At 73.6% G+C, this 25943-nt stretch carries 23 protein-coding genes; 19 read left to right on the top strand and 4 right to left on the bottom strand.

The window, feature by feature from the left end; translation table 11 throughout:
* Positions 1 to 16 precede the first annotated feature (16 nt).
* Positions 17 to 3019 (bottom strand): TIM-barrel domain-containing protein, encoded by a 3003-nt coding sequence (locus ABT369_RS31995; RefSeq protein WP_350617642.1) that lies wholly within the window; start codon positions 3017 to 3019, stop codon positions 17 to 19.
* Positions 3020 to 3276: 257 nt separating this feature from the next.
* On the opposite strand from ABT369_RS31995, the gene ABT369_RS32000 reads away from it, so the two are divergent.
* The 7 genes from ABT369_RS32000 (at position 3277) to ABT369_RS32030 (ending at position 10611) form a co-directional block, all read left to right on the top strand.
* Positions 3277 to 4260 carry a LacI family DNA-binding transcriptional regulator gene (locus tag ABT369_RS32000; protein WP_350617643.1) on the top strand — a complete coding sequence of 328 codons (984 nt, stop codon included), beginning with the start codon at positions 3277 to 3279 and terminating at the stop codon, positions 4258 to 4260.
* A 21-nt stretch (positions 4261 to 4281) separates the two neighbouring features.
* The gene (locus tag ABT369_RS32005; protein ID WP_350617644.1) at positions 4282 to 4584 is read left to right on the top strand and encodes a hypothetical protein; all 303 of its coding nucleotides are present in this window, start codon (positions 4282 to 4284) and stop codon (positions 4582 to 4584) included.
* Between the two features lie 219 nt (positions 4585 to 4803).
* Positions 4804 to 5997, top strand: coding sequence for a cytochrome P450 (locus ABT369_RS32010; RefSeq protein ID WP_350617645.1), 1194 nt, complete (start codon positions 4804 to 4806; stop codon positions 5995 to 5997).
* Positions 5994 to 6962, top strand: coding sequence for a methyltransferase (locus ABT369_RS32015; RefSeq protein WP_350617646.1), 969 nt, complete (start codon positions 5994 to 5996; stop codon positions 6960 to 6962). Before ABT369_RS32010 ends, ABT369_RS32015 begins: the two co-directional genes overlap by 4 nt.
* Before the next feature lie 16 nt (positions 6963 to 6978).
* Entirely contained in the window at positions 6979 to 7977 is a 999-nt protein-coding gene (locus tag ABT369_RS32020) for a polyprenyl synthetase family protein (RefSeq protein WP_350617647.1), read from the top strand.
* Positions 7974 to 8939 (top strand): UbiA family prenyltransferase, encoded by a 966-nt coding sequence (locus ABT369_RS32025; RefSeq protein ID WP_350617648.1) that lies wholly within the window; start codon positions 7974 to 7976, stop codon positions 8937 to 8939. The genes ABT369_RS32020 and ABT369_RS32025 overlap by 4 nt, the downstream gene beginning before the upstream one ends.
* On the top strand, positions 8932 to 10611 hold the full coding sequence (locus ABT369_RS32030) for a prenyltransferase/squalene oxidase repeat-containing protein (protein ID WP_350617649.1): 1680 nt from the start codon (positions 8932 to 8934) through the stop codon (positions 10609 to 10611). The genes ABT369_RS32025 and ABT369_RS32030 overlap by 8 nt, the downstream gene beginning before the upstream one ends.
* A gap of 2 nt (positions 10612 to 10613) precedes the next feature.
* Here the strand turns inward: ABT369_RS32030 and ABT369_RS32035 are convergent, their stop codons facing one another.
* A complete protein-coding gene (locus ABT369_RS32035; protein WP_350617650.1) occupies positions 10614 to 11519 on the bottom strand; it encodes a TauD/TfdA dioxygenase family protein in 906 nt (301 codons plus the stop codon).
* A gap of 47 nt (positions 11520 to 11566) precedes the next feature.
* Here ABT369_RS32035 and ABT369_RS32040 point away from each other — a divergent pair, with 47 nt between their 5' ends.
* The 7 genes from ABT369_RS32040 (at position 11567) to ABT369_RS32070 (ending at position 19321) form a co-directional block, all read left to right on the top strand.
* Positions 11567 to 12544 (top strand): aminotransferase class I/II-fold pyridoxal phosphate-dependent enzyme, encoded by a 978-nt coding sequence (locus tag ABT369_RS32040; RefSeq protein ID WP_350617651.1) that lies wholly within the window; start codon positions 11567 to 11569, stop codon positions 12542 to 12544.
* Positions 12541 to 13734, top strand: a complete 1194-nt coding sequence (locus tag ABT369_RS32045; protein ID WP_350617652.1) for a nucleotide disphospho-sugar-binding domain-containing protein — start codon at positions 12541 to 12543, stop codon at positions 13732 to 13734. Before ABT369_RS32040 ends, ABT369_RS32045 begins: the two co-directional genes overlap by 4 nt.
* Positions 13727 to 14914 (top strand): cytochrome P450, encoded by a 1188-nt coding sequence (locus ABT369_RS32050; RefSeq protein WP_350617653.1) that lies wholly within the window; start codon positions 13727 to 13729, stop codon positions 14912 to 14914. The genes ABT369_RS32045 and ABT369_RS32050 overlap by 8 nt, the downstream gene beginning before the upstream one ends.
* Positions 14908 to 15741 carry an aminoglycoside 6-adenylyltransferase gene (locus tag ABT369_RS32055; RefSeq protein WP_350617654.1) on the top strand — a complete coding sequence of 278 codons (834 nt, stop codon included), beginning with the start codon at positions 14908 to 14910 and terminating at the stop codon, positions 15739 to 15741. Before ABT369_RS32050 ends, ABT369_RS32055 begins: the two co-directional genes overlap by 7 nt.
* Positions 15742 to 15751: 10 nt before the next feature.
* Positions 15752 to 17050 carry an NAD(P)/FAD-dependent oxidoreductase gene (locus tag ABT369_RS32060; protein ID WP_350617655.1) on the top strand — a complete coding sequence of 433 codons (1299 nt, stop codon included), beginning with the start codon at positions 15752 to 15754 and terminating at the stop codon, positions 17048 to 17050.
* A complete protein-coding gene (locus ABT369_RS32065; protein WP_350617656.1) occupies positions 17047 to 18204 on the top strand; it encodes a cytochrome P450 in 1158 nt (385 codons plus the stop codon). The genes ABT369_RS32060 and ABT369_RS32065 overlap by 4 nt, the downstream gene beginning before the upstream one ends.
* 370 nt (positions 18205 to 18574) lie before the next feature.
* Complete coding sequence (locus ABT369_RS32070) at positions 18575 to 19321, top strand: class I SAM-dependent methyltransferase (protein WP_350617657.1); 747 nt, start codon at positions 18575 to 18577, stop codon at positions 19319 to 19321.
* Here the strand turns inward: ABT369_RS32070 and ABT369_RS32075 are convergent.
* Together ABT369_RS32075 and ABT369_RS32080 are read right to left on the bottom strand one after the other, a co-directional pair.
* On the bottom strand, positions 19305 to 19979 hold the full coding sequence (locus ABT369_RS32075; RefSeq protein ID WP_350617658.1) for a response regulator: 675 nt from the start codon (positions 19977 to 19979) through the stop codon (positions 19305 to 19307). The genes ABT369_RS32070 and ABT369_RS32075 overlap by 17 nt on opposite strands.
* Entirely contained in the window at positions 19976 to 21553 is a 1578-nt protein-coding gene (locus ABT369_RS32080) for a sensor histidine kinase (protein ID WP_350617659.1), read from the bottom strand. The genes ABT369_RS32075 and ABT369_RS32080 overlap by 4 nt, the downstream gene beginning before the upstream one ends.
* A gap of 131 nt (positions 21554 to 21684) precedes the next feature.
* On the opposite strand from ABT369_RS32080, the gene ABT369_RS32085 reads away from it, so the two are divergent.
* The 5 genes from ABT369_RS32085 to ABT369_RS32105 all read left to right on the top strand — a co-directional run bounded on the left by ABT369_RS32085 (position 21685) and on the right by ABT369_RS32105 (position 25935).
* Positions 21685 to 22482 carry an ABC transporter ATP-binding protein gene (locus tag ABT369_RS32085; RefSeq protein ID WP_350617660.1) on the top strand — a complete coding sequence of 266 codons (798 nt, stop codon included), beginning with the start codon at positions 21685 to 21687 and terminating at the stop codon, positions 22480 to 22482.
* Entirely contained in the window at positions 22475 to 23275 is an 801-nt protein-coding gene (locus ABT369_RS32090) for an ABC transporter permease (RefSeq protein WP_350617661.1), read from the top strand. Before ABT369_RS32085 ends, ABT369_RS32090 begins: the two co-directional genes overlap by 8 nt.
* A complete protein-coding gene (locus tag ABT369_RS32095) occupies positions 23268 to 24302 on the top strand; it encodes an ABC transporter substrate-binding protein (protein ID WP_350617662.1) in 1035 nt (344 codons plus the stop codon). The genes ABT369_RS32090 and ABT369_RS32095 overlap by 8 nt, the downstream gene beginning before the upstream one ends.
* Before the next feature lie 54 nt (positions 24303 to 24356).
* Entirely contained in the window at positions 24357 to 24833 is a 477-nt protein-coding gene (locus tag ABT369_RS32100) for a nucleoside deaminase (RefSeq protein ID WP_350617663.1), read from the top strand.
* A gap of 298 nt (positions 24834 to 25131) precedes the next feature.
* Positions 25132 to 25935 (top strand): ATP-binding protein, encoded by an 804-nt coding sequence (locus tag ABT369_RS32105; RefSeq protein WP_350617664.1) that lies wholly within the window; start codon positions 25132 to 25134, stop codon positions 25933 to 25935.
* The last annotated feature ends 8 nt before the right edge of the window (positions 25936 to 25943 follow it).

The following is a 25943-nucleotide window of genomic DNA, read 5'->3' on the forward strand; positions in this document are numbered from 1 at the left end:
ACGTCGCCGGCGCCGCTCAGCCGACGGTCAGGCTGTCGATGTTCGCCCCGTTGGCGCCGGTGGTGGTGGCCCGCACCGTGACCTGGCTGCCGGCGGGCAGTGAGGCGGTGAACGAGGTGGTGCTCCAGGTGCTCCACGAGCCGGTCGGGTTGAACGCCAGCGCGCCGTTGACGGTGGCGCCGTTGACCGCGATCGCGAGCGGGCGGTTGGCGGTGCCGCCGTTGGCGTAGCGGAACGTCAGCGTCCTGGTGCCCGCGGCCGGGACGTTGACGGTCCACTGGACGTAGGCGCCGCTGGCCGAGGCGTCGGCGAAGTCGACGAAGCCCGTTCCGGTGTAGTCCGGGTGGCGGGTGTCGATGGCGGCGCCGCTGAGCGTGGCCCGCTCCGCCTGGTAGGCGGTGCCGCCCGTGGCGGCCGGGAAGGCCGATCCGCTCGGCTCGATCGTGGCGGCCACGCCGCCGCCGACGACCGTGGCGATGGCCGGGGTCACGACGGAGAGCACGTTGCGGGCGGCGTCCCACACGGTGCCGCCGCCGCTGGTGACGGCGGTCGCCTCGGTGGTGAAGGACGGCAGCGTGGCACCGCCGTTGACCCGCATGCCGACGGGGGCCGTCAGCCCGTGGAGCCGGACGACGTAGCGGCGCGTGGCCGGGGCGCCGGTGTAGGTGCCCTGCGGGTGGCCGACGGTGATCCTGGTCGCGGCGTCGGTGTAGGTGAGGGTCGTGACGCTCTTGGCGCCGGAGACGCGGTGGGCCTCGGTGACGCCGTCGTCCTCCACCAGGTTGAAGGTGCCGTCGGCGCCGGCGTAGACCTCCATCTCCAGGTGCCGCTTGTTCAGGTAGGCGGTGCTCTGCGCGTACTGGTACTTGGGCAGGATCGCGCCGGCCTTGACGAACAGGATGACCTCGCCGGTGTGGGTGACGTAGGGCAGGTCGGCCGAGTCCGTGCCGACGTGCTTGATGTCGGCCCAGAGGTTGTACCAGGTGGCGCCGGCGGGCAGCCAGACGTTCTGGGTCGCCCCGCCGTCCGACGTCACGGGCGCGACGAGCAGCGACGGCCCCCACATGTATTGCAGGTCGTGGGAGTACGCGTTGGGCCGGGTCTGGTAGTCGACGACCATGGCCCGCGCCATCGGCATGCCCGTGGCCGCGGCCTCGTGGGCGATGCTGTAGATGTACGGCAGCAGGGTGTAGCGCAGCTCGCCGTACTTGCGGAAGTCCGCCTGAATGACCGCGCTCTGGTCGAGGGGCCAGCGGGAGGCGATCGCGCCCTGCGAGGTGGTGCTGGCCCCGCTGTGCGGCCGCCAGATCGGTGACACGCTCGACCAGGCCGCGGTCCAGTTGCGGTAGAACGGCTCGGAGATCAGGCCGCCCGTCCCGCCGAGGAAGCCGCCGCCGTCGATGTTGGAGAACGGGAAGCCGCCCAGCCCGCCGACCTGCATGCCCCGGATCTGCTGCTGCATCTCGCTGTAGGTGGAGGCGATGTCGCCGGTCCAGTAGTGGCCGTAGCGCTGCTGCCCGGCCGACGCGCCGCGGCTCCAGGTCCACGGGCGCTTCGCGGTGCCGATGTGACCGGCGGTCTGCGGATCCCAGCCCTCCTCGCCGACGCCCTTGTGCAGGTAGAAGAAGTACGCGTTGCGCAGCTCCGACCACTTCCGGCCGTTCGCCGTGTCGGCGTTGAACGGGATGGGGCCGAGCTCGTCGGGCTCGTCGAGCCACAGCCCGTCGCCGGGATAGTGCAGGGCCGGGTTCAGTGCCTTGGACCAGAAGACGTTCCACACCCAGGCGCGGGTGGCGGGGTTGCTCCAGTCGGGCACCGAACCGTTGTCCGCGACCCCGGTGAGGTCGGCGGCCTTGAAGCTGTAGCCGGGCGGCGGCCCGCCGACCCAGCCGGCCATGAGGTTCGAGTTGTTGCGGTTGTAGTCGAGGGTGACCGTCACGCCGTTGTCCGCGGCCCACGCCTGGTAGCCGGCCGGGTCGGGCCAGCGCACGGAGCTGAACTCGAACCACGAGCCGCCCCACGCGCCCGTGCCGGACCGCCAGCGGTTGTCGTTGACGTGGTGGTCGAAGGGGAAGCCGGCGTTGCGGTGCTGCGTGATCTTCGTGCGCCACCAGTTCTCGTCGCTGACGTCGGGGAAGTTCTTGTCGGTCATGTGCAGGCCGAAGATGGCCAGCTGCGGCAGGCGAGGGCGCCCGGTCAGCTGGGTGTAGCGGTCGAGCAGCTTCGCGAACTCGGGGCCGTTGATGAGGAAGTAGTCCATCTGCGGCCGGACGCCGGCGGTGCCGTGGTCGTCCGCGGAGAACGCGTAGTCCCGGGCGGTGCCGCTGGCGAAGGAGAAGGTGGCGTCGAAGGTCGTGTTGAAGAAGACGCCGTACCCCATGGTGGACAGATAGAGCGGCACGATCGCGGGCGCCTGGTCGCCGCGCACGGAGCCGTAGTTGTGCGCCACGACGTCGCCGGTCCGGTCGATGCGGGGCGAGCGCCCGAAGAACCCGTGCCCCGCCTTGACGAAGTGCTCGTCGGCGGGCGGCGGGACGAACGCCTCGGTGATGACGCTGTTGTTGGTGCCGCCCCAGGTGATGCTGCGGGTCGCGTCCTCCTTCGCCAGCAGGGCCCCGGTGCCGCGGTGGTAGAACTCCAGCCGCAGCGGGTTCTTCTGCAGCACGACCCGGATGCCGTCCGCCGCGCCGGTGACGATCGTCAGCGCGGTGCCGGAGTCGGTGACGCTCAGGGTGCCGCCCATGCCCGCGTGGTTGGCCGGCACCACCATCTCGTAGCGCGTGTCGGCGAAGAACGTCTCCCCGCTGCGGATCGCGCGGACCCGGACGATCTGGTTGCCGTACGCGGTGATCTTCAGCCGCTGGCCCGTGGCGCTGGTGACGGTGATGCTGCGCGCGTCCGTCACGTGCGAGGCGTAGTTGCTCAGCTGCTCCCCGGTGGCCGCCTCGGCCTGGCCCGGCACCGCGACGGCGCCGATCGACAGCCCGGCGGCCATCCCGAGCACGTTTCTTCTCTTCATCGCATCGACTCTCCTCGGCAGGGCGGGCGAACCCGTTGCGCAGCACGGCATCCGGCTTTGGGGGAAGGGCGCGCAACGGCACGCGGCGACAGTGGTCTCCGGGCGGGTTGGCGGACGGAGCGCGCCGGAAACGGTTCCCACACTGATCCCGGCGCGTCGGCTTTGTCAACGGTTGAATATCGACGGATTTCACATTGACATGCATCGTGCTACCGTCGGGTCTGACAAGATCTGGAACCGCTTCCAGGAGGCGTCTCATGGCGGCGACGATCAAGGACGTCGCCCGGCTCGCCGGGGTCTCCCAGTCGTCGGTCTCGCGCGCACTCGCCGCACCGGAGCGGGTGCGGCCCGAGACCCGGGAGCGGGTCGAGCGGGCCGTCGCCCGGCTCGGGTACCACCCGAGCCGGATCGCCCGCGGCCTGAGCACCGGACGCACCGGCACCATCGGGTTCGTGGTGCCCGACATCGCCAACCCGTTCTTCCCGGGCATCGTCAAGGCCGCCCAGCGCCGCTCCCGCGAGTTCGGGCTGTCGGTGCTGCTGGCCGACTCCGACGAGGACCCCGCCATCGAGATGGACCTCATCCGCACGCTCACCAAACAGGTCGACGGCTTCGTGCTGTGCGCGCCCCGCGCCGGCGACGACGACCTGCGCGCCGTGTGCGACGACATCCCGGTGGTCCTGCTCAACCGCCGGGTCGGTCAGCTGCCGTCCATCATCTTCGACAACGCCGACGGCGTCCGCCAGGCGCTCGCCCACCTCGCCGCGCTCGGCCACCGGCGGGTCGCCTACGTCGCCGGCCCCCGCACCTCGTGGGTCAACCGGGAACGGCTGCGCGCCGTGCGCAGCGTCGCGGCGGCCATGCGCCTCGAGGTGGTCGAGGCGGGCAACGTCTCCCCCGACTTCGAGGGCGGCGTCGCCGGCGCCGACCTGGTGCTGGCCGCGTCCGTCACCGCGGTCATCGCCTACAACGACATGATCGGGCTGGGCCTCATCAGCCGGTTCGGCGCCCGCGGGGTCAGAGTGCCCGACGACGTGAGCATCATCGGCTTCGACGACATCCCGGCCTCGGCCCTCGTCAGCCCCGCCCTGTCGACCGTCAGCCAGCCGAAGGACCGGTGCGGCCGGGCCGGCATCGACCTGCTCACCGACCTGCTCAACGAGCGCGGGCGCGCGGGCGGCGCGCGCACGCCCCTGCCGACCCGGTTGATCGTGCGCGCCTCCACCGGCCCGGTCCCCTAGCCGGCATCTACCCTGACGCCCATGCGTATGAGCCGTCATTGCGTGAAGTGCCAGTGCCCGCGCCTGTGGCAGATCAACCCCTTCATGGTTCCCGACAACGACAGCAGCAATGTCGTCCTGCCGCTGCCGGGCATCTCCCGGCTGCACTCCGGAGCGGCGGTCGGGGCGGAGTTGCGCCGGCGTCTCGAGGCCGGCCGCTTCGAGGTGTGGATCTGCACCGCGTGCGGATACACGGAGTGGTACGCCTTCGAGGTCAACGATGCGCTCGCGCGGATCTCGCAGAATCCCCACTCGGGCGTGTTCTACCACGACGCCGGCGCGTAAGCATCGCCCGCACCCCGCGCCGGAAGACCGTGAATCATCGCCATTCGCCGCTCTGGACATTCCCTGCCGAATACCCGATAGCGGCGTGAGATCTTTACGAACCTCGATCTCCCCATCTACGCTCTGGAGCATCTCAGGCGACGCCGAAGACGCATTTTGCGTTGACGTCAGTCGATGTGTCGACGGTGGCCATCTCGAATAAGCCAGTGCGAGGACGCCATGAGCGACAGTGCGACAGCGCACCCCGGGGTGCGGGAGTATCCGTTCGAGGTCTTTCGCGGCGATCTGCCCGGCGAGCTGCTGCGCATGGTCGAGCACGAGAAGGTGAGCCGGGTCCGGCTCCCCGACGGCCGGCTGGTCTGGCTGGTGCTCGGCTACGACGAGGTGAGCACCGTGATGACCGACATCCGGTTCCGACGCCGCGGCGGGGCCTACGACACCGGCTCCGCGGCCGAGGCCGGTTGCCCGGTGCGCGACCTGAGCATGGACGGCCCGGCCCACACCGAGCTGCGGCGCCTGGCCGGGCGCGCCTTCACCGCACGGCGGATCGACGCGTACCGGCCGCGCATCCAGGCGGTCACCGACGAGCTGCTCGACGAGATGGAGCGGCGGGGCAGCCCCGGCGACCTCGTGGCCGATCTCGTGGTGCCGCTGCCCGCGATCGTCATCTGCGAGCTGCTGGGGGTGCCGGCCGCCGACCGCGAGCGGTTCGCCGAGTGGGACCGGGCGCTCATGGCCGTGAACACGCACGCCGCGACGGAGACCGCCGACCCCACCATCGCGATGCGCGCCTACCTGCGGCAGCGGCTCGCCGAGAAGCGGGCCGCGCCCGGGCCGGACCTGTTGTCGGCGTGGGCCGAGGCGCAGGCCGAGGACCCCTCGCTGACCGACGAGGAGATCGTCGGGCTGGCCGTCACCGTGCTCGTCGGCGGGCGGGAGATCGGCTCGATCAGTGCGGGGATGCGGGCACTGTTCCAGCATCCGGACGTGATGGAGCGGCTGCGGGACGAGCCCGCCCGGCTGCCCGCGGCGGTCGACGAGCTGCTGCGGTACACCTCCCTCAGTCCGACGTTCCTGGAGCAGACGGTCATGGCGCCCGTCGAGCTCGGCGGGATCGCGCTGCGCCCGGGTGACGTGGTGATGCCGTTGCCGTGGGCGGCGAACCGCGACCCCGGGAAGTTCGCGCGCCCGGGCGAGCTGGACATCGATCGGTCCCCCAATCCGCACATCACGTTCGGGGTGGGCCCGCACTTCTGCCTGGGCGCCGCGCTGGGGCGGGTCGAGATCGAGACGGCGATCGGCTCGCTGCTGCGGCGCTTCCCGAAGCTGCGGCCGGGGGTGCCGATCGACGAGCTGCCGTGGCGGCACGAGCGGATCAACTGCGGGCTGTCCGCGTTCCCGATCGCATGGTGAGCGCCGACGGCCCGGCCGAGCGGCTGCGGGACCTGGTGGACCTGGGCGGGCCGTTCGCCGTCCGCGTCGCGGCCACCCTGCGGCTGCCGGACCTGATCGCGAGCGGCCGGCATTCGCCCGCCGAGCTCGCGGCGGCCACTGGCACCGACGCCGACGCGCTCGGGCAGCTGCTGCGGTACCTCACCGGCCGCGGCGTCCTCGGGCAGCCCGCGCCGGAGCGCTTCGAGCTGACCGAGGTGGGGCGGCTGCTGTGCGGGAGCGGCCGGCGGGAGTGGCTGGACCTCGACGGGCTCGGGTTCCGCATGGACCTGGCCTACGCCGGGCTGCTGCACGCGGTGCGCACCGGCGGGCCCGGGTACGCCGCCGTGCACGGGCGCACCCTGTGGGAGGACACCGACGCGAACCCGGCCCACCGCCGCGTCTTCGACGAGCTGATGCGGGCCGAGCAGCGGCGCACCGCGCCCGAGGTCGCCCGCCTCTACGACTGGTCCGGGGTCGCCGAGGTCATGGACGTCGGCGGGGGCAACGGCGGGCTGCTCGCCGAGGTGCTCGTGAAGCACGGGCATCTACGGGGCGTACTGCTGGATCGCCAGGCGTCCGCCCCGGCGGCCGCGGCGACGTTCGCCGAGCTGGGGGTCGGCGATCGGGCGAGGTTCACGGCCGCGAGCTTCTTCGAGCCCCTGCCGTGCGCCGCGGACGTCGCGGTCGTCTCCCGGGTGCTGTCCGACTGGGCCGACGAGCCCGCCCGCGCCATCCTCGGCCACTGCGCCGCGGCCGCCGGACGGGTGCTCATCGTGGAAGTCCTCCGCAGCGGGCCGCACTACGACCTGAACATGCTCGTCACCGTCGGCGGCCGCGCCCGGGGCGTCGCCGACTTCGACCGGCTCGCCCGCTCCGCGGGTCTCACGCTCGCCCGGACGCTGCACGGCGACGGCGGGCTGGTGCTGCTCGAGTGCGTCCGATGAGGCGGAGGTGCGCTCCATGACGATGCTCGCACACGCGAACTCCGGCCGTCCGGAACAGCCCGCGTTCGAGCGCCGGCTCCGCGACGAGCTGCACCGGCGCTGGCCCGCCGGCGCCGACGAGCTGGACGCGCTGGCGCGCTACGCGCTGCTGCCGCCGGGCAAGCTGCTGCGCCCGCTGCTGGCCCTCGCCTGCGCCGAGGCGGTGGGCGGCGCCCCCGACGACGTGGTGCCGGCGGCGCTCGCCGTGGAGTACCTGCACGTCGCGACGCTGGTGCACGACGACATCATCGACGCCGACGACGTCCGGCGATCGCGCCCGGCGGTGCACGCCGCGCACGGGGTGCCCGACGCCATCGTCGCGGGCGACCACCTCATCTTCGCCGCGTTCACGGCCATCGGCGAGTGCCGCCCGGCGAGAGCGGCGACGGCCGCCGCCACGGCCCTCGCCGCCGCGGGATCGGACCTCTGCCGCGGCCAGGTCCTCGAGGCTCGGCTGGCCGGCAACCCGGCGGCCGGCGTCGAGGCGTACCTGACCGTGGCCGCGCTGAAGACCGGCGCGCTGTTCCGGGCGGCCTGCCGGATCGGGGCGCTGCTCGGCGGCGCGGACGCCGAGCGGGCCGACCGGCTCGGGGAGTACGGCGAACTGCTCGGCATCGCCTTCCAGATCCGCGACGACGTGCTCGCGTGCACGCTCGGCCCCGAGGCCACCGGCAAGCCCTCGACCAGCGATCTGGCCAACGGCCGGCCGACCCTGCCGGTGCTGCTCGCCTTCGAGGCCGCCGACCCGGCCACCCGCCGGGCGCTCGCGGCCGCGCTGGCCCGGCGCTCGGCCGGACCGGGCGAGCTCGCCGAGTTCCGCGCCATGCTCGTCGCCACCGGCGGGGTGGATCGGGCCCGGGCGCGGGCCACCGAGTACGGGGAGCAGGCGCTCGCCCGGCTGGACACGCTCGAGGCGTCGGCGAGCCGCGATCTGCTGGCGTCGGCGGCGGCCTGGGCGACGGGAGCCGGGCGATGAGGCGCCTGCGCACGGCGGTGCTCGCGCACGTGCAGACCTGGCGTCCGTACACCGTGTGGTACGTCGGCCTGCTCGGGCTGGCCGGCGCCGGCCTGGCCGGGGAGCACCGTCCACTGTGGCTGGTCGTCGCGTGGGCCATCCCCACGCTGGGCTGGCTCGGCGGGCACTACCTCAGCGACTGGTTCGACCGGGACCTCGACGCCGTCAGCAAGCCGCACCGGCCGATCCCGTCCGGCCGCCTCGCCGCGCGGACGGCGCTCGTGTGGGGCAGCACGGCGATGCTCGCCGTCGCGGCGCTGGCCGTCGTCGGCGGCTGGCCGACCGCGGTCGTGGCCGCGTGCGCGGTCGCCGCCGTCGTCGCCTACGGCCTGTACCTCAAGGCGGCGGGGCTGGGCGGCAACCTCGTCCGCGGCCTGCTCGGGGCGCTCACGCTGCTGTTCGGCGCCGCCGTCGTGCCGATGTTCGACCGGCGGGTGCTCGTCTTCGCGGTCGCGTTCTGGCTGCACGACTGCGCGTCGAACCTGGTCGGCACCCTGCGCGACGTGGCCGGCGACGCGGCCGGCGGCTACCGGACGCTCCCGGTGCGCCGCGGTACCCCGGCCGCGGTGTGGACCGCGGTCGCGTTCTACGCCGCGGCCATGGTCGCGGCCGCGATCGGCGCGGGGCCGGGGCACCTGCTGCCGCTGGCCGCCGTCGCCGCCGCCGGCGCGGTCGCGCTCGCCCCGCTGGTGCCCCGGCGCCGGGCGCTGCCGGTGCGGGTCGCTTTGCGCGCCCACGAGGTGCTGGTGCTGGAGCGGCTGGGGCTGGCCGCCACCGTCGTCGGGCTCGGGCTCGGCGCGACGACGGCCGTGGCGCTGCTCGTGCCGATGGCCGCGCTGACCTGGTGGACGCAGCGCCGAATGCGGACATGGTACGAGCTGGGGCCGGCCGACCGGCCCGCGGAATGGACGGCCGATGTCTGACCCGCGCCCGCAACGCGTCCGCCGGGCCATCGCCGCCGGCGCCGAGGACCTGTTCCGCCGGCAGCGCGACGACGGGGCCTTCGGCGACGACCCGCCCGCCTCGATCCTGGGCACCGCGGGCGCGATCACCGCCCTGCGGGCCGCGGAACCGTCCGGCTCGGCCGACCTGGTCGCGGCCGGCGCGGCCTGGCTGCGCGGCGTGCAGCACGACGACGGCGGCTGGGGCGGCGTCGTCGGCGCCGGCAGCGAGGCGGTCGCGACCTCCGTCGCGGCGGCCGCCCTGCACATCGTCGCGCCGGACACGAGCGCCGCCGCGGTCGAGGCCGGACAGGCCGCGCTGGCCGCGCTCGGCGGGGTCGAGGCGGTGACCGACCCGGCGGTCGCGCACCTCTGCGCGCAGTTCCAGGTGCTCGCCGGGTTCGCACCGGCGGGGAGCCTGCGCCGCCTCCCGCTCGAGGTGGTGCTGGCCGACCCGGTACGCCGGCGGCGGGTGTCGTTCCGGACCGCGCCGTTCGTCGGGCTGGCCCTGATGCAGGCCGCCGCCGACCCGCCCGGTCCGGTGCGCCGGCTGACCAACCGGGCGGCCGTGCCCGCCGCGCTGCGCCTGCTCGCCGCGGTGCACGACCACGAGCGCCGCACCGGCGCGTTCAGCGCGGACCCGTGGCCGGCCGCGCTGGTGTGTCTCGGCCTCGCGCACGCCGGGCTGGCCCCGGACATCGTCACCGCGATCGCCGGGTTCCTGCGCCGGTCGGTGCGGGCGGACGGCTCCTGGGACGCCGTGGCCAACCTGGACCTGACCCGTTCGGCGTTCGCGTCGACCGGGCTGATCGCCGCGGGCTACGGCGCCGACCCGCGGCTGGCCCGCACCCGCGACCTCTTCCACCGCACCCGGCAGCGCGACGCGTTCACGGTGCTGGACTGCCCGGCCGGCGGGTGGAGCTTCTCCGACGCGCACGGCTGGCCGGTCACGCTGGAGTCCGCCGAGATCCTGACCGCGCTGGCCGGCTTCCCCGGCCGCGACCGCGACGCGGTGCTGCGCGACGGGCTCGCGTGGCTGGTCGGCCGCCAGGACTCCCGCGGCTCGTGGAGCCTGTGGGTGCGCAACACCCGGCTGGCCAACGACGGCCCCTGCCCGGCCATCACCGCCCAAGGCGTCGTCGCGCTGCTCGAGTCCGGCCGGCCGGCCGGCGACCCCGCGGTGCGGGCGGCCCTGGACTGGCTGGAGAGCCGGCAGGCGTCCGACGGCACGTTCGAGAATCTGTGGTACCGCGACCACACCTCCGGCACGGCGATGGTGCTCGGCGCGCTCGCCCTGGCCGGGCGCGGCGACGGCCCCGTGGCGCTGGCTGCCGCCGGGTGGCTGCTGTCCACTCAGTGCGCGGACGGCTCCTGGGGCGCGGGCGACGGCTCGGCGGGCACCGTGGAGGAGACCGCGTGGGCGCTGCCGGCCCTGCTCGCGGCCGGCGTCGACCCCGGGTCCGAGCCGATCCGGCGGGGCACCGACTGGCTGCTGGACGCCCAGCGCCCGGACGGCGGCTGGCCCGCGAGCCGGGTCTGCGCCTACATCCGCCACCACATGTACTACCCGAACGGCGCGATCACCCGTGGTCTCGCGCTGCGGGCCCTCGCCGCGGTGGCCGGGGGCCTCGGGGGCCTCGGAGGCCCGGCATGAGCTCAGTACTGCTCGCGCGCGTTGACCCGCGACGGCCAGTACCGCTGGCCGGGCGCCGGGCGGTAGACGGGCCAGCGGGGCGGGCCGCCCTTCGGCTCGTCCGCGAAGACCGTGACCCGCTGGCCGACCCGGCGCTCGTCGTAGTCGTTGAGCGCGTAGTGCTGGGTGACGCGGTTGTCCCAGACCGCGATGTCGCCGTGCCGCCACCGGTGCCGGCACGTCAGCTCCGGGCGCTCGGCGAAGGCGAAGAGGTACTCGAGCAGGGCGTCGCTCTCGCCCCGGCTCAGCTGCGGGATGTGCGAGGTGAAGAGCCGGTTGACGTACAAGGCCTTGCGCCCGGTCTCCGGATGCACGCGGACCACCGGGTGTTCGGCCCGCCGGGTGGTCTCGTTGCCGGGCTGGCTGTGGATCGCGGTCAGCCCGTCGAGCAGGTCGCGGATCGGCGCGGACAGCCGCTCGTAGGCCAGGTACTGGTTGCTCCACATGGTGTCGCCGCCCCGGCCCGGCACGCGGACGAGCCGCAGCACCGAGGCCAGCGGCGGGTGCTGGTTGTACGTGATGTCGGTGTGCCAGACGTCGACCTTGCCGCCGCGCTCGGAGTCGATGACGACGATCTCCGGGTGCCCGTCGAGCCGTTGCAGGTGCGAGTGCGGCTCGACGCGGCCGAGGCGGTTGCCGAACGCGATGTGCGCCTGCGGGGAGATGTGCTCCTGGCCGCGGATGAAGACGACGAGGTGCTCGAGCAGCGCCCGCTTGATCTCGCCGAACCCCTCGTCGGTGAGCTGCTCCAGGTCGGCGCCGCCGATCGTGGCGCCGAGGGCGCCCGCGCCGGGTTCGATGACGATGTTCATGGCGCGGGTTCCGTCCTCGGTCGGGGCCGTCGACAGGGTGACCAACTGTTTGACCATCATCAATACCTTGTCGGTGGCCCCGGCCGCAAGGAGAGGGGCGACTTGTGGACCTGTCGATGAACGAGTCTCCGTTCCCGCCGATTCCGGCCGTGCTCGACGCGGTGCGGGAGGCGGCGGCCCGGCTGCAGCGCTATCCCGACTTCCGGTCGGCCGAGCTCGTCGCGGCGCTGGCGAAGCACCTCGACGTGCCGGACGGCGAGCTGGTCCTGGGGCCCGGGTCCGCCGGGCTCATCCAGCTGCTGATCCAGGCGCTCGACCCCGGCCGGGACGAGATCGTCCACCCGGCGCTGTCGTTCGAGGGCTACCCGCTGATGGCCGCCAACCTCCGCAACCGGTCGGTGGCGGTGCCGCTGGCCGGGCTCACCCACGACCTCGACGCGATGGCCGCCGCGGTCACCGAGCGGACCCGGTGCGTGCTGCTGTGCAACCCGAACAACCCGACCGGCGCCGTGCTCACCCACGCCGAGATCACCGCCTTCCTGGCCCGGGTCCCGGATGACGTCGTCGTGATCATCGACGAGGCCTACCGGGAGTACGTGACCGACGGGGACTACGCCGACGGCCTGGCCCTGCGCCGCGCGCACGACAACGTCTGCGTCGTGCGCACCTTCTCCAAGGCCCACGGCCTGGCCGCGCTGCGGGTCGGGTACGCCGTGGTCCCGCCCCGGATCGCCGGGCCGGCCCGGATGGCGGGCGTGCTGTTCTACCCGGGCGGGCTCGCGCAGGTCGCGGCGCTCGCCTGCCTCGAGCCCGGCGCGCTCGACGAGTGCGCCCGCCGCTGCGCGGAGCTCGTCGCCGTCCGCGACCGGCTGGCCGCCGCGCTCGCCGCGGCCGGGCTCCCGGTCGCACCGACGCAGACCAACTTCCTCTGGCTCCCGCTCGGCGCCGGCAGCGACGCCTTCGCGCGGCGCTGCGCGGCCGCCGGCATCCTCGTGCGGGCCTTCCCGGAGGTCGGCGTACGGGTCACCGTCGGCGACGAGGCCGGCAACGACCGCCTGCTCGCCGTGGCGAGGGCCGGATGAGGATCCTCGTCGTCACCTGGGGCTGGCGCTCGCACCTCAACCACCTCGTGCCGCACGCGTGGGCGCTGCGGGCGGCGGGGCACGACGTGCGGGTGGCCTGCCCGGCCGACCTCACCGAGGCCGTCACCGGCGTCGGGCTGGCGGCCGTGCCGGTCGGGGCGCGGCTCGACTTCGCGACCGTGGCCACCGGCCAGGTCGCGCCCATCCGCGACGACACCGGCGACGAACCCAGGGGCGGCCCGGCCGGCGGCGCGCTGCCCCGCTCGGTCACCGTCGGCGGGGTCGCCCACACCTACGCCGCGACCATGCTGCCCGACCTCGTCGCCTTCGGCCGGTGGTTCCGGCCCGGCCTCGTGGTGCACGAGCAGAACAACCTCGGGGCCGCGGTGGCCGCCGCGGCGCTGGGCGTGCCGTCCGTGCGCGTGCTGTGGGGGCCGGACTTCGCGCTGCCAATCGACCGCGACGCCGTGCTCGGCCCGCTCGCCGAGCCCTACGGCGTCGCGCCGCCGGAGGTGCCGCTGACCGGCACGCTCACCCTGGACCCGTGCCCGCCGCCGCTGCAGGTGCCGCTCGCCGGGCCGCACCGCCCGGTCCGGTTCGTGCCCTACAACGGCGTCGCGGTGCTCCCCCGGTGGCTGCACGGGCCTGCCGACCGGCCGCGGGTCGCGCTCTCCCAGGGGACCCTGATGCCGCGGCTCGGATTCGCCGCGTTCGACCTGCGCACGACCGTCGCCGCGCTCGCCGACCTGGACGCCGAGTTCGTGCTGACCGTCGAGCCGGAACCGGGCCAGGTCCTGCCGCCGAACGTGCGGGCGGCGCCGGGCCTCGCCCACCACCTGCTCCTGCCGACCTGCGCGGCGGTCGTGCACCAGGGCGGGGCCGGCACCACGATGACCGCCGTCGCGTGCGGGGTGCCGCAGCTCGTCCTGCCACGCGTGGGCGATCAGCACTTCAACGCGGAGCGGGTCGTCGCCGCCGGCGTGGGCGCCGCGCTCCCGGCCGAGCGGGCCCGGCCCGACGCGATCCGGGACGCGGTGACCGAGCTGATCGGCGACCCCCTCCGGCGGGCGGCGGCCGCGCGGCTGCGGCGGCGCAACGACGCCCGTCCCGCGCCGGCCGAGGTCGCCGGGCACCTGACGCGGCTGGCGCGCACAGCACCGGTACGACACCTGGAGAGGGCCCATGATTGAACCGATCCCGTTCCCCCTGCCCGAGCCGCCCTCGCTCTACCAGCCGCTCCCCGAGCTCGTCGAGCTGCAGCGCGACCGGCCGGTGGTGGAGATGCGGATGGCCGACGGCACGCCCGCGTGGCTCGTGTCGCGCTACGCCGACGTGCACACGGTGCTCACCGACTACCAGCGGTTCAGCCGCGAGATCAACAAGGCCTCGCGGACGCCCGTCGCGGAGCTGGGCGGCCTGGAGACCGAGTCCCTGATGGGCATGGACCCGCCGAAGCACACCCGGATGCGCCGCCTCGTCGCGCACGCGTTCACGCCGCGGCGGGTCGAGCGCATCCGGCCCGCGGTCCGGGCGATGGTCGACGAGCTGCTCTCGCGCATGATGACGATGCCGCGCCCGGTGGACCTTGTCGCGAACTTCTCGACGCCGATCCCGATCTGGGTGATCAGCGAGCTGCTGGGCATCGCCGTGGAGGACCGCGGCAAGTGCAAGGAGTGGTCAGACATCATGGTCGGCGACTGGAACCGCGATCCGGCCCGGACGAAGTCCGCGGTCGACGGGTTCGCCGGCCTGATCGACTCGCGGCGCTCGAAGCCCGGCGACGACCTGATCAGCGAGCTGATCATCGCGCAGGAGGTGCACGGGCACCTCACCGAGCGCGAGATGCTCATGGTCTGCATCGGGCTGCTCATCGGCGGCCACGAGACCACGACGAACCAGATCAACCTGTTCCTCATGGCGCTGATGCACTTCCGCGACCTCTGGGACCGGGTCGTCGCGAACCCGCAGGACATCCCGAAGACGGTCGAGGAGCTGTCGCGCTACATGCAGATCGGCGTCACGGGGGTGATGCTGCCGCGGGTCACCAAGCAGGACGTGGAGCTCAGCGGGGTGACGATCCCGGCGGGCGGCGTGGTGCTGCTCGCCTTCATGGTGGCCAACCGCGACCCCGAGGTGTTCGCCGATCCGCACCGGATGGACGTGGACCGGGCGAGCAACCCGCACCTCGGGTTCGGCATCGGGATTCATCACTGCATCGGAGTACACCTGGCAAGAATGGAGCTGCAAGAGTCCCTGGCCGGGATCGTGCGCTGGATGCCGGAGGTCCGGATGGCGATCCCCGAGTCGGAGGTGAAGCTCGTCGAGGGCCTGGTGGTGCGCCAGGTCCAGGCGCTGCCGCTGACATGGTGAGCCCGCGGGAGGAGCTGATCGGGCGCGTCCTCGGCTGGTGCCGGGCGCGCGAGGAGGTGCGCGCGGTCGTGCTCTTCGGCTCGCTCGCCCAGCCGGACGCGCGCGTGGACGAGCAGTCCGATGTGGACATCGAGCTCACCTTCGCCGCCGTGACGCCCGAGCTGCTCGCCGGGGCGTGGTGGCGGGACTTCGGCGAGGTGTGGGCCGCGCACTCGCTCGACCCCCTGCCGGTGTGGAGCCTCGTCTACGCGGGCGGGCTCGCCGTCGACCTCAGCATCGTCGACCCGGGCCGGATCGGCGGCATGGTGGCCGCCGGGAAGCTCAGCCGCGTGTGGGAGCGCGGCTACCGGGTCCTGCTGGACCGCGACGGCAGCACCCGCGGGCTGCCCGCGCCCAGCGGGGCGATGCCCGAGCCGGGGCCGCTCACCCACGACGAGTTCCGGCGGCTCGCCGACGGGTTCTGGGTCGAGGTCCTGCGGGTGCCGAAGTACGTCGCCCGCGGCGAGCTGTGGGCGGTGAAGTCCCGCGACTGGACGGCGAAGACCCGGCTGCTGCGCCTGCTGGAGTGGCACGCGATCACGGTCGGCGGGCATCGGGTCGACGGCCACGGGCTCGGCCGGGGCATGCCGGGCTGGCTGCCGCCGCCGCTGTGGGAGGCCGTGCACGGCGTGTTCGGCCGGTTCGACGGCGCCGACGCCCTGCGCGCGTTCCGAGCCTCGGTCGAGGTCTTCGACCGGGCCGCCCGCGAGGTGGCCGCGGCGGCCGGATTCGAGTACCCCACGCAGCGCGACCGGCTGCTCCGCGCACACGCCGAGGGACTCCTATGAAAGGGCTCCTATGAGACACGAGAGCGCGGTCGTCATCGGCGGCAGCCTGGCCGGGCTGGCCGCGGCCCGCGCGCTCGCCGGGCACTTCGAGCGCGTCGTCGTCATCGAGCGCGACGAGCTCGCCGACGACACCGAACCCCGCCGGGGCGTGCCCCAGGGCGGGCACGGGCACGTGCTGCTCGTCGCCGGGCAGCGGGCCCTGGACGCGCTGTTCCCCGGCCTCATGGCCGAGCTCGTGGCCGCCGGCGCGGCCGAGTTCGATCCGGGCCTGGGCCTGGCCTTCTCCCGCTTCGGCGCGATCTGGCCGCGGGTGCGCACCGAGCTGCGGCTCGTGACGGCGAGCCGGCCCCTGCTCGAACGCGCCGTGCGGCGCCGGGTGCGGGCGCTCGCCGGCGTCGAGCTGCGCACCGGGGTCGCCGTGGCCGCCCTCGTCGGCGACGGCGAGCGGATCGCCGGCGTACGGCTCGACGACGACACGGTGCTCGCCGCCGACCTCGTGGCCGACTGCAGCGGCCGGGGCGGCCGGTCCCAGCAGTGGCTGCGGGACCTGGGCCACCCGGTGCCCCACGTCACCGAGATGAAGATCGGCGTCGGCTACGCGACCCGGCTGTACCGTCGCCGGCCCGACGACCTCGGCGACGCGCGGGCCGCGTTCGCCCTGCCCGACCCGCCCGCGCAGCTGCGGGCCGGGCTGGCCCTGCCCGTCGAGGGCGATCGCTGGGTGGTGTCGCTGGGCGGCTGGCACAACGCCTTCCCGCGCGACGAGACGGCGTTCGCCGCGCACGCCGCCGCCCTGCCGCACCCCGGCCTCGCGAGCATCGTGGCGGACGGCGAGGCCCTCAGCGACCTCACCGTGTGCACGCTCCCGGTCAGCCGGCGCCGCCACTTCGAGCGGCTGCGCGGCGTCCCGGCCGGCTATCTCGCGCTCGGCGACGCCGTGTGCAGCTTCAACCCGATCTACGGCCAGGGGATGACCTGCGCTGCCGTCGAGGCGGTCGAGCTCGGCGACCTGCTGGAGCGCCACACCGCGGTGACGGCGGCGCTGAGCCTCGACTACTTCCGGCGGGCGGCGCGGATCGTCGCGACGCCGTGGCGGTTCGCCTCCGGCGGCGACTTCGCCTACCCGCAGACCGAGGGCGCCCGGCCGCTCGGGGCCGGGCTGCTCAACGCCTACGCCCGGCGCGTCCAGCTCGCGTCCATGCGAAACCCGGACGTCCGGCGGGTCTTCACCTCGGTCCAGCACCTGATCATGGACCCGGCGGCGCTGACCAGCCCGGCGATGATCGCAAAGGTACTGCGCACGCGATGAGGGACTATCCGTTCGAGCCGTTCCGGGGCCGGCTGCCCGACGAGGTGCTCCGCATGGTCGTGGACGAGCCGGTCAGCCAAGTCCGGCTCCCCGACGGCCGCCCGTGCTGGCTGGTGCTCGGCTACGAGCAGGTGTGCACGGTGCTGGCCGATCCGCGGTTCGCCCGCTTCGGCAACGGGCCGTCCGGGACCGTCGCCGCCTGCCCGAACGGGCGCCCGCCCGGGAGCCGAACGCTGCGCAGCGACGGGCCGGACCACGCGTCGCTGCGCCGGGTGGCCGCCCGCGCCTTCGGTCCGCGCGCGGTCGAGGGCTACCGGCCGCGGGTCCGGTCGCTGACGGACCGGCTCCTGGACGCGATGGTCGCGCGGGGCCGCCCGGCCGACCTGATGACGGCGCTGGTGAAGCCCCTGCCCGTGCTCGTGATCTGCGAGCTGCTCGGCGTGCCCGCGACGGACGAGCGCCGCTTCGACGAGTGGGCCTCGGCGATCCTGTCCGTGACCGCCTTCGACTCCCCCGCCGGGCGCGCCGCGCAGGCGGCCCTGGACGCCTACTTCAAGGACCTGGTGAACGCGCGCCGCGCCGAACCCGGCGACGACCTCGTGTCGGCGTGGCTCGCGACCCCGCTCTCCACACCGGAGATCGCCGACCTTGCCGCGACGGTCCTGCGCGGCGGCCGGGAGATCAACTCGATCGCCTCCGGGCTGCGCACCCTGTTCGAGCACCCGGACCAGCTGGCGCTGCTGCGCGCGGACCCGTCGCGGATGCCGGGGGCGGTCGAGGAGATGCTGCGGTACTCGGTGCACAGCAACATGTTCCGGGTGCAGACGGCCCTCGAGGACGTCTCGCTGGCCGGGGTCCGCATCAGCGCCGGCGACTGCGTGATGGCCCTGCCCGCGGCGGCGAACCGCGACCCGCGGCAGTTCGCCGAGCCCGGCGTGTTCGACATCGGGCGCTCGCCGAATCCGCATCTGTCGCAGGGGTACGGGGCGCACTTCTGCCTGGGCGGGGCGCTCGGGCGCATGGAGATCGAGGTGGCGATCGGGTCGCTGCTGCACCGGTTCCCCGGCCTGGCGCCGGCGGTGCCGGTCACGGACATCGCGTGGCGCAACGAGCGGTTCAACGCGGGGATGGAGGCGTTCCCGGTCACCTGGTGACGGCGATCGGCCGCAGACCAGGTCGACGCGTTCAATCGCCCGACTGCCTTCGTCCGGCCGAGGAGCATCCTTCGATCAAGGCGCTTGTGGCGATGAGCGATCACGAGCTCGGGCTGGTGATGCCCTGTGGCAATTCCCTGGAACCGAATCGTCGCCGGCAAGGTCAACGGGAGTTCGGGCCTCTGGTCGCTGGAAGATGGACTGTTCCGGAGCGTGGCGAGGGGCGACTACCGTGGCGGCGCTTTCACGCCGGACGGAAAAAGGCTGGCGGCGACGCTGCGAGATGATGGATGGTTCTCCATGCGTTGGTCGCTGCGATTGATCTCCGTTCCATAGCGTTCACCATGGCGCGGGCGAGGAGGTGCACCACATGGATCCGCTGACGCGGGCCAACCGGGCGATCTGGGAGAAGGCCGCGCGCAAGTACGTCGACGAGCACGACGACCTGCTGCGGCAGGCCCGTGCCGGCTCGTCGCTGTTCCCGGCCGAGGCCGAGCTTCTCGCGCCGCTGCTGCGGGACTCCCCCGACGTCGTGCACCTGCAGAGCGGGCACGGCCTCGACGACATCGCCCTCGTCCAGGGGGGCGCGCGGCGCGTGATCGGTGTCGACTACAGCGAGACCACGGCCGGGGCGGCGCAGCGGCGGGCCGACGCGCTCGGGCTGCCGTGCGCGTACGTGGTCGCGGCCGCGCCGCGAGCACCGCTGCGCAGCGGCTGCGCCGACCTCGTCTACACGGGCAAGGGCGCGCTCATCTGGCAGCCCGACATCCAGGCGTGGGCCCGTGACGCGGCGCGGCTGCTGCGGCCCTCCGGGCATCTGTTCGTCTACGAGGAGCATCCGGCGCATCCACTGTGGACCTGGGACGTCGACGAGCCCCGGATCCGGGCGAACCGCGGCTACTTCGAGCGCACCTACGCCAGCGACACCTTCCCGGGCGAGGGTGCGACGGTGTGGCTGTGGACGCTCGGCGAGATCGTCACCGCCGTCGTCGACGCGGGGCTGACCGTGCGGCATCTGTCCGAGTACGCCGAGCCGTTCTGGCGCGCGGGAGGCCTCGACGCCGCCGCGTTCCGGGGCCGGCTGCCGAACGCCTTCGCGCTCATGTGCTCGAAGTGACCGAGGCCCAGCGGTACTGGTGCTCCGGGCGGCCGGTGACGCCGTAGCGGAGCTGGACCTCGGCGATGCCGTCGCGGGCCAGGGCGGCCAGGTAGCGCTGGGCGGTCGCGCGGGAGATGCCGAGCTCGTCGGCCACCTCGGCGGCCGTGCGCGGCCGGCCCGCGCCGCGCAGGGCCTCGCTCACCAGCCGGACGGTGACCGCGGACTGGCCCTTGGGCGCGGCCGGGCGGTCGCCGTCGTGCAGCACGCGCCAGCAACGGTCGATCTCGGCCTGGGTCAGCGTGCGCTCGGCGGCCACCAGCGCGCGGTAGTGCCGGTACGCCGTGAGACGGTCGGCCAGCTGCTCGGCGGTGAACGGCTTCACGAGGTAGTTCAGCGCGCCCCGGGCGTAGGCGGCCCGCACCGTGGCGGCGTCCGACGCGGCGGTGAGCATGATGGCGTCGGCGGCCAGCTCGGCGAGCAGGTCGAGGCCGGACTCGTCGGGCAGGTACACGTCGAGCAGCACGAGGTCGATCGGCTTCGCGGCGAGCACGCGCCGGGCCTCGGCCGCGGTGCGCGCGGTCGCCGTGACCGCGAACCCGTCGACGCGGTGGGCGAAGTCGAGGTGCACTCGGGCGACGCGGAAGTCGTCCTCGACCACGAGGACCCGGATCGTCACGCGGGCCTCGCCGCCGGCTGCAGGGCCGCGGGCAGCCGCGCCTCGAACACGGCGCCGTGGTCGTCGTGCACGGCGCCGGCCAGGCGCACGTCCCCGCCGAGGCGCCGGGCCGCCTGCCGGGCGAGGGCCAGGCCGATGCCGCGGCCGTCCTCGCCGTTGGTGGACACGCCGGAGTCGAAGATGCGCTCGGCGAGGCCGGGCGGGACGCCGTCGCCGGAGTCGACGACCGAGATGTGCAGCGTCGTGCCGTCCTCCAGCAGGGCCACGTCGACCCAGGCGGGGCGGCGGGCTCCGCGCCGGGCGGCCTCGAGGGCGTTGTCGACGAGGATGCCGAGCACGGTGGTGACCTCGACCGGCGCGGTGACCCGGGTGCCGACCCAGCTGGTGTCGGCCAGCGCGAGCCGCACGTCCTTCTCGGCGGCCTCGGCGCTCTTGGCGTCGATGAAGGCCTGCAGGTACGGGTCGTCGACGGTGCGCCCGGACGCGGGGGCGGCGGTGTCCGAGACGGCGTGCAGGAACTCCAGCGCCTCCCCGCTGTGCCCGTTCTGCAGCAGCCCGGACAGGACGTGCAGCCGGTTCGCGAACTCGTGGCGCTGGGCGCGCAGCGCGGTGCTCAGCGTGCGCACGCTCTCCAGCTCCCGCGTGATGTTCTCCAGGTCGGTCCGGTCCCGCAGGGTGAGCACCCCGCCGAGGTCGCGGTCGTCGCGGCGCACCGCGCGATAGTTCGCGACGAGCACCCGGTCGTTGGCGACGGTGATGACGTTGTCGACCGGAAGGCGCCGATCGAGCGCTTCCCGCAGCGCGGGCGGCAGGTCCAGGCCGCCCTCCGAGTCGCCGAGGAGCCGCACCGCCTCGCCGTTGCAGACCGACACACGGCCGTCGGTGCCCACGGCCACGACGCCCTCGCTGATGCCGTGCAGCACCGCCTCCCGCTCCTGCACCAGCTCGGCGAGCTCGTGCGGCTCGAGGCCGAGGGTGAGCCGCTTGAGCCGCCGCGACAGCAGCGCCGAGCCGACGAACCCGAGCAGCAGCGCGCCGCCGGCGAAGAGCGCGGCGAACGCCAGCTCGCGAACGACCTTCTCGCGGACGTCCTCGATGCGGAAGCCGACGCTGACCTCGCCGACGATCGCCCCGGCGGCGTCGCGCAGGGGCGTCTTGCCGCGGGCGGACAGCCCGAGCGTGCCCTGCTCGACGTTGATGGTGTCGTGCCCGGCCAGGACCTCCGACGGGTCGGTGCTGACGGGCTCGTGGATGCGGTCGGGGTTCGGGTGGGCCAGGCGGATGCCCCGGCGGTTGGTGATGACCACGAACAGCGCACCGCTGGCGATCTTCGCGGCCTCCGCCCGCGCGGGCAGCACGCCCCCGGGGTCGTCGGCGGCGGCCGCGGCCGCGATCGCGGGGTCGGCGGCGAGGGTGTGCGCGACGGCGAGGGCGCGGGTGCCGTACTGCTGGGTCAGCTCCCCGTCGAAGAGCCAGCCGACGAGGGCGAAGCCGACACCTACCACGACGACCAGCACGCCGGCCTGCAGGGCGAAGGCCTGCCGGGCGAACGGGGCGTAACGCAGCCGAAACATGACGGGAGCGTACCGCCGGAGGGGCCCGATCGGCCCTGTGAGCAAAACGCGCAATACGCGGCTTACGCGGCCTGCCTCCACAACGCTCGCAAGGATTCGCGGCGGCCGCGCCGATCCCTACCGTCCCTGCCATGAGCGTAATCGCGTTGCGCCACGCCACCAAGCGCTTCCCGGGCGCCGGTGGCACACCCCACACCGCCGTCCGGGATCTCACCTTCACCGTTGAGGCAGGCGAATTCGTCGCCGTCGTCGGCCCGACCGGCTGCGGCAAGTCCACGACGCTGTCACTCGTCTCCGGCCTGGAGCCGCCGTCCAGCGGCGAGGTCGAGGTCGACGGGGCCGCCGTGCGCGGCATCCCCGACGGTGTCGGCTATATGTTCCAGTCCGATGCCGTGCTGCCCTGGCGCTCGGTCCTCGACAACGTCGCCGCGGGCCCCCGCTACCGCGGCGCGGGCAAGGCCGAGGCCCGCGGCCGGGCCGCCGTCTGGGTCGAGCGGGTCGGGCTCGCCGCGTTCGAGCGGTACTACCCGCACCAGCTCTCGGGCGGGATGCGCAAACGGGTCGCGCTGGCCCAGACGCTCGTCAACGAGCCGCGCATCCTGCTCATGGACGAGCCGTTCAGCGCGCTCGACGTCCAGACGCGGGCCCTGATGCAGGACGAGCTGCTGCGCCTGTGGCAGGGCACCGGCGCCGCGGTCGTGTTCGTCACCCACGACCTCGAGGAGGCGATCGCGCTCGCCGACCGGGTGGTCGTCATGACGTCCAGCCCGGCGACGGTCAAGGGGATCTTCGACGTGCCACTGCCCCGGCCGCGCCGCGTCGAGGAGATCCGCCTGACGCCCGCCTTCGTCGAGACCTACCGCGAGATCTGGGACAGCCTGCGCGAAGAGGTCGAGCGAGCCCGGGCGGAGGCGAGCGGCCGTGCGTGAGCGCCGAACGCTCGTCATGTGGGCGGTCCGGCTCGCCGTCGTCGCCGTATGGCTCGGCACCTGGGAGCTGGCCGCGACCCACTGGATCGACCCGTTCTTCTACTCCAAGCCGTCGGCCATCTGGGAGCGGCTCGGCGACTGGTTCACCAAGGGCACCGCGTTCGGCTCGGTGTGGACGCAGATCGCGATCACGCTCGAGGAGACGGTGTTCGGGTTCGTCATCGGCGCCGTCGGCGGGGTGCTGCTGGGCATCCTGCTCGGCCGGGCCCGGTTCGTCGCCGACGTCGCGGCCCCTTTCATCAAGGCCGCCAACGCCGTACCGCGGATCGTGCTCGCCTCGCTGTTCGTCATCTGGTTCGGGCTCGGCCTGACGTCGAAGGTCGCGACCGCTGTCGTGCTCGTGTTCTTCGCGGTCTTCTTCAACGCCTTCCAGGGCGCCCGCGAGGTCGACCGCAACCTCGTGAACAACGCCCGCATCCTGGGCGCCTCCCGCATCCAGCTGCTCACCTCGATCGTGGTGCCCAGCGCCATGTCGTGGATCTTCGCCTCGTTGCACGCCGCGTTCGGGTTCGCGCTCATCGGCGCGGTCGTAGGCGAGTACGCCGGGGCCGACAAGGGCCTCGGGCTGCTCATCGCCAACGCCCAGGGCACGTTCGACGCGGCCGGCATCTACGCCGGAATGATCATCATCACCGTCATCGCCCTGCTCGCCGAGTGGCTCCTGACCCTGCTCGAGCGCCGGCTGCTGCGGTGGCGCCCGCCAACCCACACCCAAGGAGACGCACATGCGTAAGTTGTCGGCGGCCGTCTGCTGTGCCGCCCTGCTCCTCGCCGGCTGCCGGGGCACCGCGCCCGACCAGACGGGCCAGGCGCAGACGCCGACCCAGGTGAAGATCATGGTCGGCGGCATCGACAAGGTGATCTACCTGCCGGCCAAGCTGACCGAGCAGCTCGGCTACTTCAAGGCCGAGGGGCTCGACGTGCAGCTGCTGACCGAGCCCTCCGGGGCCACCGCCGAGAACGTCCTCATCTCCGGCGACGTGCAGGGCGTCGTGGGCTTCTACGACCACACCATCGACCTGCAGACCAAGGGCAAGTGCATCGTCAGCGTGGTCCAGCTGGCCGACGTGCCCGGCGAGGTCGAGATCGTGGCCGCGAACAAGGCCGACCAGATCAAGAGCCCGGCCGACTTCAAGGGCCGCAAGCTCGGCATCACCAGCTCCGGCTCGTCGACCGACTTCCTGACGCAGTACCTGGCTACCAAGGGCGGGCTGAGCAACGGCGACTACACGACGGTCAAGGCCGGCGCCGGGCAGACGTTCATCGCGGCCATCGACAACGGCGGCATCGACGCGGGCATGACCACCGACCCGACCGCCGCCCAGCTGACCAGCACCGGCAAGGGCAAGATCCTGCTGGACATGCGCACCGAGGCCGGCACCCGCGCGGCCCTCGGCGGGCTGTACCCGGCCAGCTCCCTCTACATGGACTGCGCGTGGGTCCAGTCGCACCGGGAGGCGGTACAGAAGCTGGCCAACGCGTTCGTGAAGACCCTGCGCTGGATCAAGGCGCACCAGCCGGACGAAATCGCGGCGAAGATGCCGGCCGAGTACTCGGCCGGGAATCCGCAGCTGTACGTGCAGGCGGTGACCGACAGCATCGGCATGTTCAACGGCGACGGCGCGATGAAGGCGGAGGGCGCCAAGAACGTGCTCGAGGTGCTCAGCCAGTTCTCGCCGAACGTGAAGGGCAAGAAGGACACCGTCGACCTCGCCAAGACGTACACGACCGATTTCGTCGCGAAGGTCGCCGCCGGATAAGCGCGGCGGCGCGGGGTCACCGGCCGCCCGCCGGGGTGGGTAGAGTCAGGTCGCATGAGCGGGATCTCGGCGGCTGACACGGCCCACCTCGAGCGGGCGGTCGCCCTCGCGTGGGAGGCCCGCGAGCGCGGCGACCACCCGTTCGGCTCGCTGCTCGTCACGCCGGACGGCACGGTGCTCGAGGCGCGCAACAGCGTCGTCACCGGCGCCGACCCGACCGGTCACGCGGAGACCAACCTCGTCCGGCTCGCCGGGCGGCTGGAGCGGGCCGTGCTGGCCGGCAGCACGCTGTTCACCAGCACCGAGCCGTGCGCGATGTGCGCCGGCGCCATCTACTGGTCGGGCATCGGCCGGGTGGTGTTCGCGCTCTCCGAGGCCGACCTGGCCACGATGGTCGCGGAGGAGGAGGGTGTACCACCCCTGCACCTGCCCTGCCGCGAGGTCTTCGCCCGCGGCGGCCGCCCGATCGCCGTCGACGGGCCCGTCCCGCTCCACGGCGCCACCGCCGTCCACGAGGGCTTCTGGAACTGACCGGATCAGTCACTCGTCGGCCGTCGTTCAGACGTACGATTCATGAATTGAACGAACGGACATTTGGCCTCCCGAATTTCCGGTACAAATCGAACGTCAGGCGCCCTGTCAGCCGCCGGACCAGAAGCACCTAGGGCCCCGAGCCCCACCCGAAAAGACGGTCGGGCCGCATCATTGACATCGACCACGGAACGTGTTTGCATCAGCTATTCGACGTTCTCCCCCGATTCGGCGAATACTGCGCAGCGATTCAATCGGATTCCGCGGAATCCGGCGGCCAACCGACCAGGAAGCCGAGATGCTGGAAACAGCAATCACCGTGCGCGAGAATGTCGACCTGGCAGTGATCGATATCGCCGCCAAAGGTCGTTGGACCTGGCAGCTGCGGGTCGATTTCATGGCGGCGGTCCGCAAGTCGCTCACCCAGCAACCGCGCGCCCTCATTCTCGACCTGGCCGGGCTGGTGGACGCCGAGCACGAGCTGGTCGCGTCGGTGCTGCTGGCCGAGCAGCAGAGCGCCGTGCACCAGCCCCCGGTCCCGTTGCTGGTCGTCGCGCGGGAGGCGCAGGCGCTGCGGCTGCACTACAGCGCTGTGGCGCGGCGCATTCCGGTCCACGCCGACCGGGCCGCGGCGCTGCGTCACCTCATGGCGAACACCCCGCCGTTCGGCCAGGCCCGCCTGGTGCTGCAGCCGAGCCTGCGGGCGGCGGCGAAGGCGCGCGGCGTCGTCGATGACGCCTGCCGCACCTGGGGCCTGCCCCAGGTGCTGTACCCGGCGCGGCTGATCGTGTCGGAGCTGGCGACGAACGCGGTCGAGCACGCGGGCTCCCCGTTCACCGTGACGCTGACGCGCCGCGGCGCCGGGCTGCTGCACATCGCCGTGGAGGACGACCTGCCGAGGCTGCCGAAGCTGCGCCTCTGGCCGAAGCACGCCGACCCGATGCCGCCCCTGCGCGGCAACGGGCTGCGGATCGTCTCCGCCGCGGCCACCGCCTGGGGCAGTCATCTGACCGCGCACGGCAAGGTGGTCTGGGCCACGCTGCGGGCCGGGCCGGAGCGGATCCGCACCGCGGGCGTGGCCCCCGGGGCCGCCGCCGGCTGAGGCGCCGG

It is taken from the genome of Dactylosporangium sp. NPDC000244 (assembly GCF_040300725.1).
Lineage (GTDB): Bacteria > Actinomycetota > Actinomycetes > Mycobacteriales > Micromonosporaceae > Dactylosporangium.

What these genes read in the sequence shown, in the direction of transcription:
- ABT369_RS31995 (WP_350617642.1), bottom strand. Translation starts at nt 3,019, where the DNA reads ATGAAGAGAAGAAACGTGCTCGGGATGGCCGCCGGGCTGTCGATCGGC.
- ABT369_RS32000 (WP_350617643.1), top strand. Translation starts at nt 3,277, where the DNA reads ATGGCGGCGACGATCAAGGACGTCGCCCGGCTCGCCGGGGTCTCCCAG.
- ABT369_RS32005 (WP_350617644.1), top strand. Translation starts at nt 4,282, where the DNA reads ATGCGTATGAGCCGTCATTGCGTGAAGTGCCAGTGCCCGCGCCTGTGG.
- ABT369_RS32010 (WP_350617645.1), top strand. Translation starts at nt 4,804, where the DNA reads ATGAGCGACAGTGCGACAGCGCACCCCGGGGTGCGGGAGTATCCGTTC.
- ABT369_RS32020 (WP_350617647.1), top strand. Translation starts at nt 6,979, where the DNA reads ATGACGATGCTCGCACACGCGAACTCCGGCCGTCCGGAACAGCCCGCG.
- ABT369_RS32025 (WP_350617648.1), top strand. Translation starts at nt 7,974, where the DNA reads ATGAGGCGCCTGCGCACGGCGGTGCTCGCGCACGTGCAGACCTGGCGT.
- ABT369_RS32030 (WP_350617649.1), top strand. Translation starts at nt 8,932, where the DNA reads ATGTCTGACCCGCGCCCGCAACGCGTCCGCCGGGCCATCGCCGCCGGC.
- ABT369_RS32035 (WP_350617650.1), bottom strand. Translation starts at nt 11,519, where the DNA reads ATGGTCAAACAGTTGGTCACCCTGTCGACGGCCCCGACCGAGGACGGA.
- ABT369_RS32045 (WP_350617652.1), top strand. Translation starts at nt 12,541, where the DNA reads ATGAGGATCCTCGTCGTCACCTGGGGCTGGCGCTCGCACCTCAACCAC.
- ABT369_RS32050 (WP_350617653.1), top strand. Translation starts at nt 13,727, where the DNA reads ATGATTGAACCGATCCCGTTCCCCCTGCCCGAGCCGCCCTCGCTCTAC.
- ABT369_RS32055 (WP_350617654.1), top strand. Translation starts at nt 14,908, where the DNA reads ATGGTGAGCCCGCGGGAGGAGCTGATCGGGCGCGTCCTCGGCTGGTGC.
- ABT369_RS32060 (WP_350617655.1), top strand. Translation starts at nt 15,752, where the DNA reads ATGAGACACGAGAGCGCGGTCGTCATCGGCGGCAGCCTGGCCGGGCTG.
- ABT369_RS32065 (WP_350617656.1), top strand. Translation starts at nt 17,047, where the DNA reads ATGAGGGACTATCCGTTCGAGCCGTTCCGGGGCCGGCTGCCCGACGAG.
- ABT369_RS32070 (WP_350617657.1), top strand. Translation starts at nt 18,575, where the DNA reads ATGGATCCGCTGACGCGGGCCAACCGGGCGATCTGGGAGAAGGCCGCG.
- ABT369_RS32080 (WP_350617659.1), bottom strand. Translation starts at nt 21,553, where the DNA reads ATGTTTCGGCTGCGTTACGCCCCGTTCGCCCGGCAGGCCTTCGCCCTG.
- ABT369_RS32085 (WP_350617660.1), top strand. Translation starts at nt 21,685, where the DNA reads ATGAGCGTAATCGCGTTGCGCCACGCCACCAAGCGCTTCCCGGGCGCC.
- ABT369_RS32095 (WP_350617662.1), top strand. Translation starts at nt 23,268, where the DNA reads ATGCGTAAGTTGTCGGCGGCCGTCTGCTGTGCCGCCCTGCTCCTCGCC.
- ABT369_RS32100 (WP_350617663.1), top strand. Translation starts at nt 24,357, where the DNA reads ATGAGCGGGATCTCGGCGGCTGACACGGCCCACCTCGAGCGGGCGGTC.
- ABT369_RS32105 (WP_350617664.1), top strand. Translation starts at nt 25,132, where the DNA reads ATGCTGGAAACAGCAATCACCGTGCGCGAGAATGTCGACCTGGCAGTG.